The following is a 12,885-nucleotide window of genomic DNA, read 5'->3' as shown; positions in this document are numbered from 1 at the left end:
CGCTGGGGTCGTCTCTGCCCTCCCCGCACGCCTGAGGATGCCCCATGCCCCGCACCGTGAAGCTCGCCGTCATCCCCGGAGACGGGATCGGACCGGAGGTGATCGCCGAGGCCGTGAAGGTCCTCGACGCGGTGACCGCCGACTCCGATCTGGTGATCGAGAAGACCCCGTTCTCGCTCGGGGCGGCCCGCTTCCTCGAGACCGGCGATGTGCTCACCGACGAGGACCTCGCGGCGATCGCGGCGCACGACGCGATCCTCCTGGGCGCCGTCGGCGGCGTGCCCGGCGACCCGCGGCTGAAGGACGCGAACATCGAGCGCGGACTGCTGCTGCGCCTGCGGTTCGCGCTCGACCACTACGTCAACCTGCGCCCGACCCGCGTGTACCCGGGCGTGCCCTCGCCGCTGTCCGCGCCGGGCGACGTCGACTTCGTGGTCGTCCGCGAGGGCACCGAGGGCCCCTACGTCGGCAACGGCGGGGCGATCCGCCAGGGCACCCCGCACGAGATCGCGAACGAGGTCTCGGTGAACACGGCCTACGGCGTCGAACGCGTCGTGCGCCACGCCTTCGAGCTGGCCCGGAAGCGCCGCTCGAAACTCACCTTCGTGCACAAGACCAACGTGCTCGTCTTCTCCGGATCGCTGTGGAAGCGGCTCGTGGACGAGGTGGGGGCCACCTACGAGGACGTGGCCGTCGACTACCTCCACGTGGACGCGGCGACGATCTTCCTCGTGACCGACCCTGCTAGGTTCGACGTCATCGTCACCGACAACCTCTTCGGCGACATCCTGACCGATCTGGCCGGCGCGATCAGCGGCGGCATCGGCCTCGCCGCCTCGGGCAACATCAACCCCGACGGCGCGTTCCCCAGCATGTTCGAGCCGGTCCACGGATCCGCGCCCGACATCGCCGGGAAGCAGCTCGCCGATCCGACCGCCGCGATCCTGTCGGTGGCACTGCTGCTGGACCACCTGGGCCGCACCGACGAGGCCGCTCGCGTGACGGCGGCGGTGACCGCCGACATCGAGTCCCGCGACGGCTCCGCCCGCCCTACCTCGGCGATCGGCGACGCGGTCGTCGCGCGCCTGCGCTGACCCGCGCCCCGGCGGCCCCTCCTCCCCGACGCCTTCGTAGAGAGAACCCCTGATGACCATCCCCCTCCCGCTCGCTCCGCAGGACCTCGCCTTCCAGGTGACCCCGAACCCCGAGCCGCGCTCGGCCGAGGAGCGCGACCGGATCCTGGCCGACCCCGGCTTCGGCGTCTTCTTCACCGACCACATGGTCGACATCTGCTGGTCGCGCGCCGGCGGCTGGCACCGGCCGCGCGTGCAGCCCTACGGGCCGATCGCGCTCGACCCCGCCGCGGCGGTCCTGCACTACGCGCAGGAGATCTTCGAGGGGATGAAGGCCTACCGCCACGCGGACGGCTCCATCTGGACGTTCCGCCCTGAGGCCAATGCCGCGCGACTGCAGCGCTCGGCCCGCCGCCTCGCCCTGCCCGAGCTGCCGACCGGGCACTTCCTCGAGTCTCTCCGCCGGCTGATCGCGGTCGACGGCGACTGGGTGCCCTCGGAGCCCGAGACGAGCCTGTACCTGCGGCCCTTCATGTTCGCGAAGGAGGCGTTCCTGGGGGTGCGCGCGGCCGAGAAGGTCGGCTACTACGTGATCGCGAGCCCCGCCGGCGCCTACTTCTCGGGCGGCGTCGCTCCGGTGTCGATCTGGCTGTCGACCTCCTACGCCCGCGCGGGCAAGGGCGGCACCGGCGCCGCCAAGACCGGCGGCAACTACGCCTCGTCGCTCCTCCCGCAGCAGGAGGCGTACGAGCACGGCTGCGCGCAGGTGCTGTTCCTCGACTCGCAGGAGTCGCAGTACATCGAGGAGCTCGGCGGCATGAACGTGGTGCTGGTCAAGAAGGACGGCACGCTCGTCACTCCGGAGTCGGACTCGATCCTCGAGGGCATCACGCGCGACAGCGTGCTGCAGCTCGCCGAGGACCGCGGCCACCGCGTCGAGCGGCGCCGCGTGAGCATCGACGAGTGGCGCGACGGAGTGGCGTCGGGCGATGTGGTGGAGGTGTTCGCGTGCGGGACCGCCGCGGTCATCACTCCGATCGCCGAGCTCAAGGGCGAGGGCTTCTCGGTCGGGCACGCGGACGCGCCCGCCGGCGAGCTCACGATGTCGCTGCGGGAGGAGCTGACCGGCATCCAGTACGGACGCCGCGAGGACCGGCACGGATGGATGACGAGGTTGGACGCATGAAGATCGCACGATTCGCCACGCAGCGCTCGGGGGACAACGGGGGAGCGATCCACTTCGGGATCGTCGACGAGGACGACCTCGTCGTGCTCGCCGGGGACCCGATGTTCGCCGGGTTCGACACGACGGGGGAGCGCATCCCGATCTCGGAGGCGAAGCTCCTCGCCCCGGTGATCCCGCGCTCGAAGGTCGTCGGCATCGGCAAGAACTACTCGGACCACGCGGCGGAGATGGGCGGGGAGGCCCCGGCCGAGCCGCTGATGTTCCTCAAGCCCAACACCTCGGTGATCGGACCGGACGAGGCGATCGTCCTGCCCGCGGACAGCCGGCAGGTGGACTACGAGGGCGAGCTCGCGATCGTGATCGGCGCCGTCGCGCGCAACGTGCGCGCGGAGGACTACGAGGACGTCGTCTTCGGCTACACGATCGCCAACGACGTCACGGCGCGCGATCTGCAGAAGAGCGACGGCCAGTGGACGCGGGCGAAGGGCTACGACACGTTCTGCCCGATCGGGCCGGTCATCGAGACCGAGTTCGTCTGGAACGAGGCGGCCCTGGAGACGCGCGTGAACGGGCGCCGCGTGCAGTCCGGGAATACCGGGGACATGATCCACGGGGTGCCCGAGATCGTGGCCTACGTGTCGCGGGTGTTCACCCTGCTGCCGGGGGACATCATCCTCACCGGTACTCCCGCCGGGATCGGGCCGATCGCGAACGGGGACACGGTGGCGATCGACATCGAGGGGATCGGGACGCTGTTCAACCCGGTGATCGTCCGCCACTGACAGCGCGACGGACGGGAAGGGCCTTCCACCTGCGGGTGGGAGGCCCTTCCGCGTGTCAGGGAGGGTCAGTCAGCGATCGTCGGGCCGGTGGTCTCGTCGGGCAGCTCGTCGTCGTCGGCGACGGAATCGCCTCCGCTGTCGAGGTCGGTGACCTGATCGGAGGTGCCGCGGTCGATCGCGGTGCCGCCCGGAGCGGCTCCCGCCATCGAGGCGTCCGTCGCGTCCTCGCCGGGGAGAGTGGTCTGCGCGCCGTCGGCGGCGGTCGGGTCGGCGCCCGCCGTCGCGCCGGCTCCGGTGGTCTGCTCGGGGAGGTCCTCGTTCGCCATGGCTGCTCCTCTCGTCGGTGGAGCTCCAGCCCAGCACGGGGCGGACGGCGCCGCAGGACGTTGACAAACGGGCCGCAGGAGCGTCCGGCGCGTCGCGGGTCGGCACGAGTGGGAGCGCTTCACCGAGCTCCCCCGAGCTGTCAAGCGGAGTCCGTCGAAGGGGTGTTCGACGTAGCGTCGAAGGCATGAACCCGTCTCGGAACGACCCCGTCGCACGCATCGCCCGAGAGGACTTCGGCTGGACGTCGCTCCTGCCGGGGCAGCGCGAGGCGATCGAATCGGCGGCGTCCGGACGCGACACCCTGCTGGTCCTGGCGACCGGCGGCGGCAAGTCGGCGGTGTACCAGATCGCGGGAGCCGAGCGCGGCGGAGTCGTCCTCGTGGTCTCTCCGCTGGTCGCCCTGCAGGCCGATCAGCTCGCGTCGATCGAGGCGGCACCCGCGGCGCCTCCCGCCGTCGCGGTGAACTCCTCCCTCGGCGCCGCGGCGGTCGCCCGGGCCTGGGAGCGCATCGACGAGGGCGGTCCGCTCTACGTGCTCCTCGCGCCGGAGCAGCTCGCGAAGGCCGAGAACGTGGCGCGGCTCGCGAAGGCCGGTGTCTCGCTCCTGGTCGTCGACGAAGCCCACTGCGTCTCGAGCTGGGGTCACGACTTCCGGCCCGACTACCTCCGTCTCGCCGACGTGCGCGGCGAGCTGGGCGACCCTCCGGTGCTCGCGATGACCGCGACGGCGTCCGGCCCCGTGCGGGCCGAGATCATCGAGCGCCTGCGCATGACGGACCCCGAGGTGCAGGTCCACGGCGTGGACCGGCCCGAGATCCGCTGGTGGTGCACCGCCACGAGAGCGAGAACGAGAAGCGCGCGGCCGTGGTCGACGAGGCGCGGAGCTGGACGGCTCCGGGGCTCGTCTACGTCGCCACGCGCAAGGAGACCGAGACGTACGCCGCGGAGATCGGCGCGGAGGGCCGCACGGTCGCGGCGTACCACGCGGGGCTCAAGGTGTCGGAGCGACGCGAGGTGCACGAGCGCTGGCGCGCGGGCGAGCTCGACGTCGTGGTCGCCACCTCCGCGTTCGGGATGGGGATCGACCGGGCCGACGTGCGCTTCGTGCTGCACGCGACGACCACGGAGTCGCTCGACGCCTACTACCAGGAGATCGGACGGGCCGGCCGCGACAGCGAGCCCGCGACCGGCGCGCTGCACTACCGCGCCGAGGACCTGGGGCTGCGCCGCTTCTTCGCGAAGCGCTCGGTCGACAAGGCAGCCCTGCGGGTGATCTGGGCCGCGGTCACCGCGGAGCCCGGCCGCACGATCGCGGAGCTGGCGGAGGAGCTCGGGAAGCCGGCGCGGACCCTCTCCCGACTCGTCAACGATCTCGCCGACGCCGATCTGATCGAGACCGGGAAGGGCGTCCGCCCCACCCGCGAGGCGAGCGCCGACGACGCCGTGCAGGCGGTGGCCGACGCCGTGGCCTCCCGCGAGCGGATCGCGGAGTCGCGACTGTCGATGATGCGCGCCTACGCCGAGACGCAGCAGTGCCGGCGCCGCGTGCTGCTGGACTACTTCGGCGTCGAGGGCCCGGAGTGGTGCGGCAACTGCGACGGCTGCGAGCGGCACGAGGCGCAGCAGGAGGCGGCCTCGACGGCGCCGGCCGACGCTCCGCTCTCGGTCGACGAGTCGGTCGAGCACCGCGAGTGGGGTACCGGCACGGTCATGAGCGTCGAGTCGGACCGGGCGACGATCTTCTTCGAGTCCGAGGGCTACAAGGTGCTGTCGTTCCAGGCCCTGGAGTCGGGAGTGCTGCGGGAGCGCGAGGACGCGACCGTCTAGGCGCTCGGGGAACGGGGAGAGGCCCCTCGCCCACCGCCGGACGGCGGGCGCGAGGGCCTCTCGCGTGCTGGGTCAGACGTTCGAGACGGCCGAGCTCACCGCGGTGGGCGCGTCGTAGTCGCCCTCCGGGATGGCGCGCAGGGCGTCGAGGACGTCGCTGGGAGCGTTCTCCTTCTCTGCGGTCTCGACGATCGTGTCCTTCGAGGCGGGGTAGTCGATTCCGGAGAGGTACTTCTGGATCTGGATCGGGTTGGGTGCATCCATCGTGCTGTCCTTTCGTCGCCGTGCAGGTGTTACAGGGTGTGCTCTTCGGCGAAGAGCCGGTCGAAGGCGTCGACGCGCCGGTCGGTGACCGTCGTGGGCGTCTCGAGGTGGACGGCGCCGCTGGGGATGAGCCCCGCGCCGCCGAACCGCTCCATGACGCGCCACTGCGCGGCGACGTCCTCGCCGCTGTGCTCCGGGGGCAGCTGCTCCCAGAAGTCGAAGCCGCCGCTGGCCACCAGGGCGTCGCGGCGGTAGAGGACGCAGGCGCCGAGCCACGCGACGCGGTAGGCGCGCCAGTCGCCCTCGGCCACGTCGAGGCGGGCGGCGAGGTGCGTCAGGTTCGCCGCGTTGTGCAGGGGCCAGCGGTCGAACTCGGGCGTGCCGCGGCGCACGCGCTCGGGCTGCACGCCGTCGTCCCACGGCTGGAAGGCCGCCTGCTCGTGCGGGCGCTCGTCCTCGAGGTACGACAGTCCCTGCACGGCGGAGCCGACGAAGCCGCAGCCGAGGCGCTCGAGGGCCTCGTGCAGGCGGAGCAGCGTGCCCGGCTCGAGCCACACGTCATCGTCCAGGAACAGGACGGCCGGGGCGCTCGAGAGGGAGAGCAGGTAGTGGCGCTGCTCGGCGAGACCGCGGCGCGGGACGTGACGGCTGACGAACGGCGCCCGGCCCTGCGCCTCGAGCACGCGGAGCATCGCGAGCACGGTCGGATCGTTCTCGGCGACCGCGTCGTCGGACTGATCGCTGATCATCACGCGGAACGGGGGATCGTCCTGCGCGGCGAGACCGGCGAGGGTCGCGGCCAGCTCGGCGCGGCGCCCGACGGTCGGCACGAGCACGTCGATCAGCGGGGCCTCGGGCAGGGTGGGCCGTCCCCAGTGGCCCGACCAGCGCCGGCTGATCACCGCGGTGCCGCCGATCGGATGCGCTGCACCATCTCGGTGGTGGAGTGCTCGGACACGTAGCCGACGGTGGTGACGGTGCCGCCGTAGGAGCGGACGACCACCGCCTCCTGGAGCATGTCGGGGTTGTAGTCGCCGCCCTTCACGTACACGTGCGGCTGCACGCGCTCGAGCAGCGGGATGGGGGTGTCGCCGCTGAAGAGCGTGACGTAGTCGACGCAGCCCAGCTCGGCGATCACTCCGGCGCGGTCGCCCTCGGGATTGATCGGCCGGCCCTCGCCCTTCAGCCGGCGGACGGAGTCGTCGTCGTTCACGGCGACCACCAGCACGTCGCCGAGCTCGCGCGCCTGGCGGAGATAGGCGGTGTGCCCGCGGTGCAGGACATCGAAGCAGCCGTTGGTGAAGACGATGCGGCGGCCGCGGCGCGACTCCTCCGCGAGGACCTCGACGAGGCGGTCCTCGCCGAGGACCACGGCGCCGGGGGCGGCGAGGGAGGCGAGGAGGTCGTCGGCGGAGCAGACGGAGGTGCCGGGGCGCTGGACGACGACGTCGGCCGCCGCCTGGGCGAGGTCGACGGCGGTGGCGAGGGAGCGGCCCGCCGCCAGGGCGAGCGTGGCGGTGGCGGCGAACGTGTCGCCGGCTCCGGACGCCTGCTTCTCCTCCGCGGGCTGCGCGAAGGTGCGGCTGACCGTGCCGTCCTCGTCGAGGGCGAGGCTACCCTCGCGATCGAGGGTGACCACGACGTGGCGGGCGCCGGAGCGCTCGTGGAGCTGGTCGGCGGCGTCGCGGACGGCGGACGCTCGTGCCGCGCCGCGGCCGAGGGTCGAGCCGAGGAGGGCCTCGGCCTCCTTGGCGTTGGGCGTGACGAGGTCGGGGCGGGCGAAGGCCCAGTCGGCGAGCTCGTGCGCGTCGATCACCAGCAGGTCCGGGCGGTGCCCGGCGAGCACGCGCTCGACGGCTGTACGGAGAATGCCGGAGCCGTAGTCGCAGACGAGCACGGCGTCGGCGCCCTCGGCCGCTCGCACGGCCAGCTCGGCGAGCTGCCCGATCTCGTCCTCCGACGGGCGGTGCGGCCCGGAGTCGACGCGCAGCATGACGCTGTCGCCGCCGACCACGCGGGTCTTGATCGTGGTGGCGGCGGTGGTGCGGAGGATCGACCCGGTGTCCAGGCCCGCGCGCTCGAGCGACGCGATGAGGCGGTCGCCCTCGGGATCGCGGCCCGCGACTCCGACCGTGCGGACCTCGGCGCCCAGCGCGGCCAGGTTCGCCGCGGTGTTGGCCGCGCCGCCCGCGACGTCGACCACGTCGTCGAGGCGGAGGACCGGGGCCGGGGCCTCGCGCGTCACTCGCTCGGCGTCGCCCAGCCACCAGGAGTCGAGAATGAGGTCGCCGACGACGGCGACGATCGGCGGGTGCTCGCGCACGTGCGCGACCAGCGCGCTCGCCCGCTGGAGCGCGGAGCCCTCGAGGCTCATCGCGCGCCGCCGGGGAGGACGGGGAGGCCGAAGTGGACGACCGTGGTGGTGGTCATCTCGTCCAGCAGCTCGGGGCCGTAGCCGAAGCCGGAGCCGCTGGTGCCGCGCGGCTGGGCGCTGCCGCCCGGGGCGCCTCCGAAGACGGCGTTGATCTTGACGGTGCCGACCGGCAGTGCCGCCGCGGCGCGGTGCGCGTGCTCCATGTCGGCGGTGAGCACGGTGGCGGCCAGGCCGTAGGGGCTCGCGGCGGCGCGGAGGAGCGCCTCGTCGAAGTCGTCGACGACGACGATCGGAGCGACCGGGCCGAAGGTCTCCTCGGTCATCACGAGCATCTCGTCGGTGCAGTCGGCGAGGACCGTGGCGGGGTAGAAGGTGCCGTCGCCGGGCGCGCCGCCGGTGAGGGCGCGGGCGCCGGACTCGAGCGCCTCGGTCACGTGCTCGTGCACGGCGTCGCGCATGCGGGCGTCGACCAGGCGGGGGAGGGGCCCGCGCTCCAGCGCTCGGCCTCGGTGACGAGCGCGGTGGTGAACGCCTCGGCGACGGCCCGGTGCACGTAGATCCGCTCGACGGACGTGCAGATCTGGCCGGCGTTGGCGAAGGCGCCGAGGGCGGCCTGCTCTGCAGCCCAGACCGGGTCGACGTCGGCGTCGACGACGAGCGCGTCGTTGCCGCCGTTCTCGAGGATTACGTGCGCGCCGGTGACGGCGGCGACGCGGGCCAGCGCACGGCCCGTGGCCGTGGATCCGACGTGGGCGAGGACGGCGACGCCCTCGGTGCGGGCCAGGGCGTCGCCGACCGCGCCGTCGCCCTCGACGAGCGTGAGGACGCCCTCGGGGAGGGCCTCGGCGAGGATCCGCGTGAAGAGCGCGCCCGTGCCGGGGCTGCGCTCGCTGGGCTTGTGCACGACGACGTCGCCCGAGACGATCGCGGCGCCGAGCATGCCGGCGGCGACGGCGACGGGGTCGTTCCACGGGGTGAGCGCGAGGACGACTCCGCGCGGGTGCGGGAGGGCGAGGTCGACGGTGAGGGCGCCGCCGCGGAGCGACTTGCCGCGGTGCAGGGGGCCGAGCTCGGCGTACTGGAGGAGCGTGTCGACTCCGGCGCGGACACCGCCCAGGGCGTCGCCGGCGGGCTTGCCGGTCTCGTCGGTGTTGAGGGCGGCGAGCTCCTCTTCGCGCGCGGCGACGCGGTGGGCGGCGGCGCGCAGGAGGGCGCCGCGCTCGGCGGGCGGGGTGGCGGCCCAGCCGGGGAACGCGGCGCGGGCGCGGGCGACGGCGGCGGTCGCGGTGTTGGTGGTGGGGGTGCTGCGGGGGGCGTCGTCCGCGGTGGCGGAGTCGGCGGGGGTCGCGGTGTCGATGGTCACGGTCACCTCTCGTTCCAAGGCTCGCCGGAGGCGGCGGGCGCGTCTGCCCACGTCCGGTACCCAGGGGGTGGGCAGCTAGACACGGCACGCGGGATTGCCGGACGGTGTTGCGCGGGAGGGGGGTGGTGCGGCGCGGTTGCGCAGAAGTCGCGGGAAGGGCTGGCGGTCACCGCAACTTCTGGAGGAGAGCGCTGAGGGAGGGAGGAGGGGAGGTTCGGGTGGGCCGGCGAGGGCGGTTCCGCAGAAGTTGCGGGAGGGGCTCGCGCTCACCGCAACTTCTGGAGGAGGGGAGGCGTCAGAAGGTGACGGCCGCGAGGCGGCTCGTGCCGGGGTCGCCGGTGCCGAGCACGACGAGGCTCCGGACGGGGGACGCGAGGGCGTCGTCCGGCACCGGGAACGACTGCTCCGACTCCGCGGTGAGCGGTCCGAGGACCGTGCCCAGGAGGTCGGGCGGGCGCGGGGCGTCGACGGCGAAGCTCCTCTCGCTGAGGAGGAGGAAGGGGTCGTACGCCGGAGCGACGGTGACGCCCGTCAGGGTGACCCAGACGGTGCCGTCCTCCCGGCGGTCGATCGAGACCTGCCCGGCGGCGTCGGCCGAGAGACCGGTGAGTGCTCCGGTCAGCGGGAGGCGCTCGCCGAGGGGCTCGACGGCCGATCGCGGGGTGCTCCCGGACGAGGCGGTCGGAGTGCTCGTCGGCGCGGCGGCGGCCGACGCGGTCGGCGCGGGCGCCGGCTCGGTGCAGGCCGTCAGCGCGAGCGCGAGGCCCGCCAGCAGGAGTACCGATCTCGGCACGCGGTTCATCGACATCGAGGGGCCCCACCCGCGATCGCACGACCGCTCGCAGCCGACGATACGCGAGGGCCGCGACCGGACGTGCTCAGGCGGCGCCGAGGCGCGTCACCGCGGCGGCGATCGCGCCGGTGGTCTCGCCGTCGGGCCAGCGCAGCACGACGCCCTCGCCGGCGACGAGTCGGCCGATCGGAGCGGTCTCGGCGTGCGGCGAGCGCATCCGCCCCTGCCCCGGCCGATCGGCGGTGAGCATCGCGAAGCCGGGGAAGCAGGAGAACCAGTCGGCGACCCCGGCCGCAGCGGGGCGGGGGACCGCGGCGACGTCGATCTCGGCACCGCCGCCGGACGCCTCGGCGAGCATGCCGACGGTGCCGACGAGGCCCGCCATGCTCACGTCCTTCGCGCCGTCGGGAGCGCAGGCGCCGACACTCGCCGCGAGGGAGCGGAGGACCTCGGGGAGCGCCCCGAGGTCGAGTCCCACTGGGCTCCCGCGTACCCGGGACGCCACGAGCCGCTCAGATCGGCCGTCAGGCTCAGCTCGTGGCCCAGCGGCGCGGAGCCTGGGACGGGACGCGCGGTGCGGCCGAGCCCGGTCACACTCAGCGCGGCGGGCACGCCGAGCTGGGTGTGGCCGCCGAGCAGCGGCACGCCCCAGGCCGCGGCGGCGTCGCGGAGGCCGCGCAGGATCCGGGCGGCGGAGTCGGTATCGCGGGCGCCGACCGCGTCGAGCAGGCCGACGGGGTCCGCGCCCATGGCGGTGAGGTCGTTGACGTTCACGAGCACGGAGCACCAGCCCGCCCACTCCGGATCCCGCTCGACCATCGAGGGGACGATCGCGTCGCAGACGGCGACGAGGTCCGAGCCGGGGACGGGGGCGCCGTCGTCCCCGCGGAAGCCGGGGCCGCCGAGCTGTCCGGCGAAGGCCTCGAGCAGCGGGCCGAGAGAGGCCTTGGCCGCGCGGGCCAGGCGGTCGAAGCGGTCGATCGGCCAGCGCATCCGCACGTGCGGCAGGCTCGCGACGTCGGCGGTGCCGAGGCGGTTCCAGCCGAGGCGGCGGAAGAGCACCTCGTTCTGCCGCTGCACGGTCGCCTCGAAGCGGATCACGCCCCGCGACTCCGCCTCCGCGCACGCGGCGCGCACGAGGGCCGCGCCCAGGCCGGCCGCACCGCGGGCGTCGCGCCGCACGACCAGGCGGCTGCCGGTCCACCAGCCGAGGTCCTGCTCGAGGGCGGGTGCCAGGCGCACTCCGCCGACGACCTCGCCGCCGAGCCGGGCGACGAGCACCACCGTGCGCGGGTCGTCGTCGAGGGCGTCGCCGTCGTCGGAGTCGAACAGCTGCTGCTCCTCGACGAACACCGCTCGGCGCAGGGCACGGTAGGCGAGAAGCCCGGCCGCGTCGGCGACGGTGATCGAGAGCGGCGCGGCCGGAGCGATCCTCCGCACGCCCTCGAGGATCGACAGCTCCATCAGGCGCCGGCGGTCTTCAGCACGCCGCACGCGCCGCAGGCGGCGCAGCCCGCCTTCTGGCCCGAGGAGAGCATGCCCGCCGCGATCAGCAGCGCGGCCACCTGCTCGCTGACCGTCTCGAGGAGCGAGCCGGCGGGCGGGAGGACGTGGTCCACCTCCGTCGCGAGCGTGCCCTTCAGAGGGCGGAACGGGACGACGAACGGGTACACGCCCATCTCGATCAGCTCGCCGGCGCTCGCGACGAGCTGGTCCGGATCCTCGCCGAGGCCGACGAGGAGGTAGGTCGAGACCTGGTTGCGGCCGAAGATCCGCACGGCCTCCGCCCACGCCTCCTTGTACTTCTCGGTCGAGACGCGGGCCTTGCCGGGGGTCCAGCGGCGGCGGATGTCGTCGTCCATCGACTCGATGTGGATGCCGATCGAGAGGGCGCCGGCGTCCTTGAGCTCCTGCAGCGCGGCGAGATCCTCGGGCGGCTCGCACTGCACCTGGATCGGGAGGCCCGGCACCGCCTCGAGCACGGCGCGGACGCAGCGGGCGAGGTGCCGGGCGCCGCGGTCGCGGCCCTTGGAGGTGCCGGTCGTCATCACCATCTGGCGGATGCCGTCGAGCCGGGCGGCCGCCTCGGCGACCTCGGCCAGCTGCGACGGCGTCTTCACCGCGATGGTGGAGTCGTTCGCCAGGGACGCCTCGATGGCGCAGAACCGGCAGCGCTCGGCCTCGTCGTAGCGCATGCAGGTCTGCACGACGGTGGTGGCCAGGATGTTGCGGCCGTGCAGCCGCGCGATCTTCTCGTAGGAGACTCCGTCGGCCGTCTCGAGGTCGTAGAACCGGGGGCGCTTCACGGGCTCGACGTCCAGGCCCAGATCGGCGCCGTCGAGCAGCAGCCGGCCGTTCGTGACGGAGTAGGGGCTGCGCGGATTCACGGGGATCGCGGCACCGAGGCCGCCGATCACGACGTGTCCGTCGTCGCTGGGCCCGGCTCCCGCCTCCCGGTGCACGGGGGCGTCGACGCGGATGCCCTGCAGAGCGATGTCGACGCGGGTACGCAGGGCGCTCGGGGCGGAGCCGCAGCCGCCGCCGAAGTCGGTGTCGGCATCCGGGACGGTGGCGGTGGCGGTGCGCAGGCGGGGCATCTGCAGGTCGGTCATGGGGCTCCTCGGTGCGATCGAGTCGAGCGGTGCGCGGCGCGGACGTCCGTCGCCGTGAGCACCCATCCAAGGCGCCGGGTGTTTCCGATCGATGACATCCGGAACGCGATCCTGTTACATCCGCGACGGCTGTCGTGTAACGCAGGCTTCTTCCGCTCGAAACCACACGGAAACAGGGGCGGCCTTGACTGATCGGTACCCGGAGGCGTCCTCGACGACCCGGCCCCGTCGCTCCGCTCGTCCCGATCCGCCCCGAGCGACACGGCATCACCCGCATCACAGCA

14 protein-coding genes and 1 pseudogene are annotated in these 12,885 nt (G+C 73.7%); 5 read left to right on the top strand and 10 right to left on the bottom strand.

Annotated features, from left to right (window positions below; all coding sequences use genetic code 11):
• The first annotated feature begins 44 nt into the window (after positions 1-44).
• Genes AC0CID_RS06430 through AC0CID_RS06420 form a run of 3 tightly spaced genes read left to right on the top strand, consistent with a single transcriptional unit; the run spans position 45 to position 3,041 of the window.
• The gene (locus AC0CID_RS06430) at positions 45-1,094 is read left to right on the top strand and encodes a 3-isopropylmalate dehydrogenase (protein ID WP_465226160.1); all 1,050 of its coding nucleotides are present in this window, start codon (positions 45-47) and stop codon (positions 1,092-1,094) included.
• A 52-nt stretch (positions 1,095-1,146) separates the two neighbouring features.
• A complete protein-coding gene (locus tag AC0CID_RS06425) occupies positions 1,147-2,259 on the top strand; it encodes a branched-chain amino acid aminotransferase (protein WP_465226159.1) in 1,113 nt (370 codons plus the stop codon).
• Complete coding sequence (locus AC0CID_RS06420; protein ID WP_465226158.1) at positions 2,256-3,041, top strand: fumarylacetoacetate hydrolase family protein; 786 nt, start codon at positions 2,256-2,258, stop codon at positions 3,039-3,041. Before AC0CID_RS06425 ends, AC0CID_RS06420 begins: the two co-directional genes overlap by 4 nt.
• Before the next feature lie 65 nt (positions 3,042-3,106).
• Here AC0CID_RS06420 and AC0CID_RS06415 read toward each other — a convergent pair whose 3' ends face one another.
• Entirely contained in the window at positions 3,107-3,367 is a 261-nt protein-coding gene (locus tag AC0CID_RS06415; RefSeq protein ID WP_465226157.1) for a hypothetical protein, read from the bottom strand.
• Between the two features lie 185 nt (positions 3,368-3,552).
• Here AC0CID_RS06415 and AC0CID_RS06410 point away from each other — a divergent pair.
• Together AC0CID_RS06410 and AC0CID_RS06405 are read left to right on the top strand one after the other, a co-directional pair.
• Positions 3,553-4,041: pseudogene (locus AC0CID_RS06410) on the top strand (DEAD/DEAH box helicase); the annotation flags it as partial.
• A 149-nt stretch (positions 4,042-4,190) separates the two neighbouring features.
• On the top strand, positions 4,191-5,195 hold the full coding sequence (locus AC0CID_RS06405; protein WP_465226156.1) for a DUF3553 domain-containing protein: 1,005 nt from the start codon (positions 4,191-4,193) through the stop codon (positions 5,193-5,195).
• 72 nt (positions 5,196-5,267) lie between these two features.
• Here the strand turns inward: AC0CID_RS06405 and AC0CID_RS06400 are convergent, their stop codons facing one another.
• The 9 genes from AC0CID_RS06400 to AC0CID_RS06360 form a co-directional block, all read right to left on the bottom strand.
• Complete coding sequence (locus AC0CID_RS06400) at positions 5,268-5,459, bottom strand: DUF2795 domain-containing protein (protein WP_055793540.1); 192 nt, start codon at positions 5,457-5,459, stop codon at positions 5,268-5,270.
• Positions 5,460-5,488: 29 nt separating this feature from the next.
• Complete coding sequence (locus AC0CID_RS06395; RefSeq protein ID WP_465226155.1) at positions 5,489-6,361, bottom strand: glycosyltransferase family A protein; 873 nt, start codon at positions 6,359-6,361, stop codon at positions 5,489-5,491.
• Entirely contained in the window at positions 6,358-7,833 is a 1,476-nt protein-coding gene (gene rfaE2, locus AC0CID_RS06390) for a D-glycero-beta-D-manno-heptose 1-phosphate adenylyltransferase (protein ID WP_465226154.1), read from the bottom strand. The genes AC0CID_RS06395 and rfaE2 overlap by 4 nt, the downstream gene beginning before the upstream one ends.
• On the bottom strand, positions 7,830-8,291 hold the full coding sequence (locus AC0CID_RS06385) for an aldehyde dehydrogenase family protein (RefSeq protein WP_465226153.1): 462 nt from the start codon (positions 8,289-8,291) through the stop codon (positions 7,830-7,832). The genes rfaE2 and AC0CID_RS06385 overlap by 4 nt, the downstream gene beginning before the upstream one ends.
• The gene (locus AC0CID_RS06380; protein ID WP_465226152.1) at positions 8,264-9,196 is read right to left on the bottom strand and encodes an aldehyde dehydrogenase family protein; all 933 of its coding nucleotides are present in this window, start codon (positions 9,194-9,196) and stop codon (positions 8,264-8,266) included. Before AC0CID_RS06380 ends, AC0CID_RS06385 begins: the two co-directional genes overlap by 28 nt.
• A 295-nt stretch (positions 9,197-9,491) precedes the next feature.
• Positions 9,492-9,989, bottom strand: a complete 498-nt coding sequence (locus AC0CID_RS06375) for a hypothetical protein (RefSeq protein ID WP_465226151.1) — start codon at positions 9,987-9,989, stop codon at positions 9,492-9,494.
• Between the two features lie 85 nt (positions 9,990-10,074).
• The gene (locus tag AC0CID_RS06370) at positions 10,075-10,374 is read right to left on the bottom strand and encodes a hypothetical protein (protein ID WP_465226150.1); all 300 of its coding nucleotides are present in this window, start codon (positions 10,372-10,374) and stop codon (positions 10,075-10,077) included.
• A 2-nt stretch (positions 10,375-10,376) separates the two neighbouring features.
• Positions 10,377-11,483 (bottom strand): MSMEG_0567/Sll0786 family nitrogen starvation N-acetyltransferase, encoded by a 1,107-nt coding sequence (locus AC0CID_RS06365; protein WP_465226149.1) that lies wholly within the window; start codon positions 11,481-11,483, stop codon positions 10,377-10,379.
• Positions 11,453-12,601, bottom strand: coding sequence for an MSMEG_0568 family radical SAM protein (locus AC0CID_RS06360; RefSeq protein ID WP_465226148.1), 1,149 nt, complete (start codon positions 12,599-12,601; stop codon positions 11,453-11,455). The genes AC0CID_RS06365 and AC0CID_RS06360 overlap by 31 nt, the downstream gene beginning before the upstream one ends.
• Between the last annotated feature and the right edge of the window lie 284 nt (positions 12,602-12,885).

The sequence above is a fragment of the Rathayibacter sp. AC451 genome, assembly GCF_979253095.1.
Note: the sequence above shows the minus strand (reverse complement) of the source record. Positions and strands in the feature narration are given on the sequence as shown.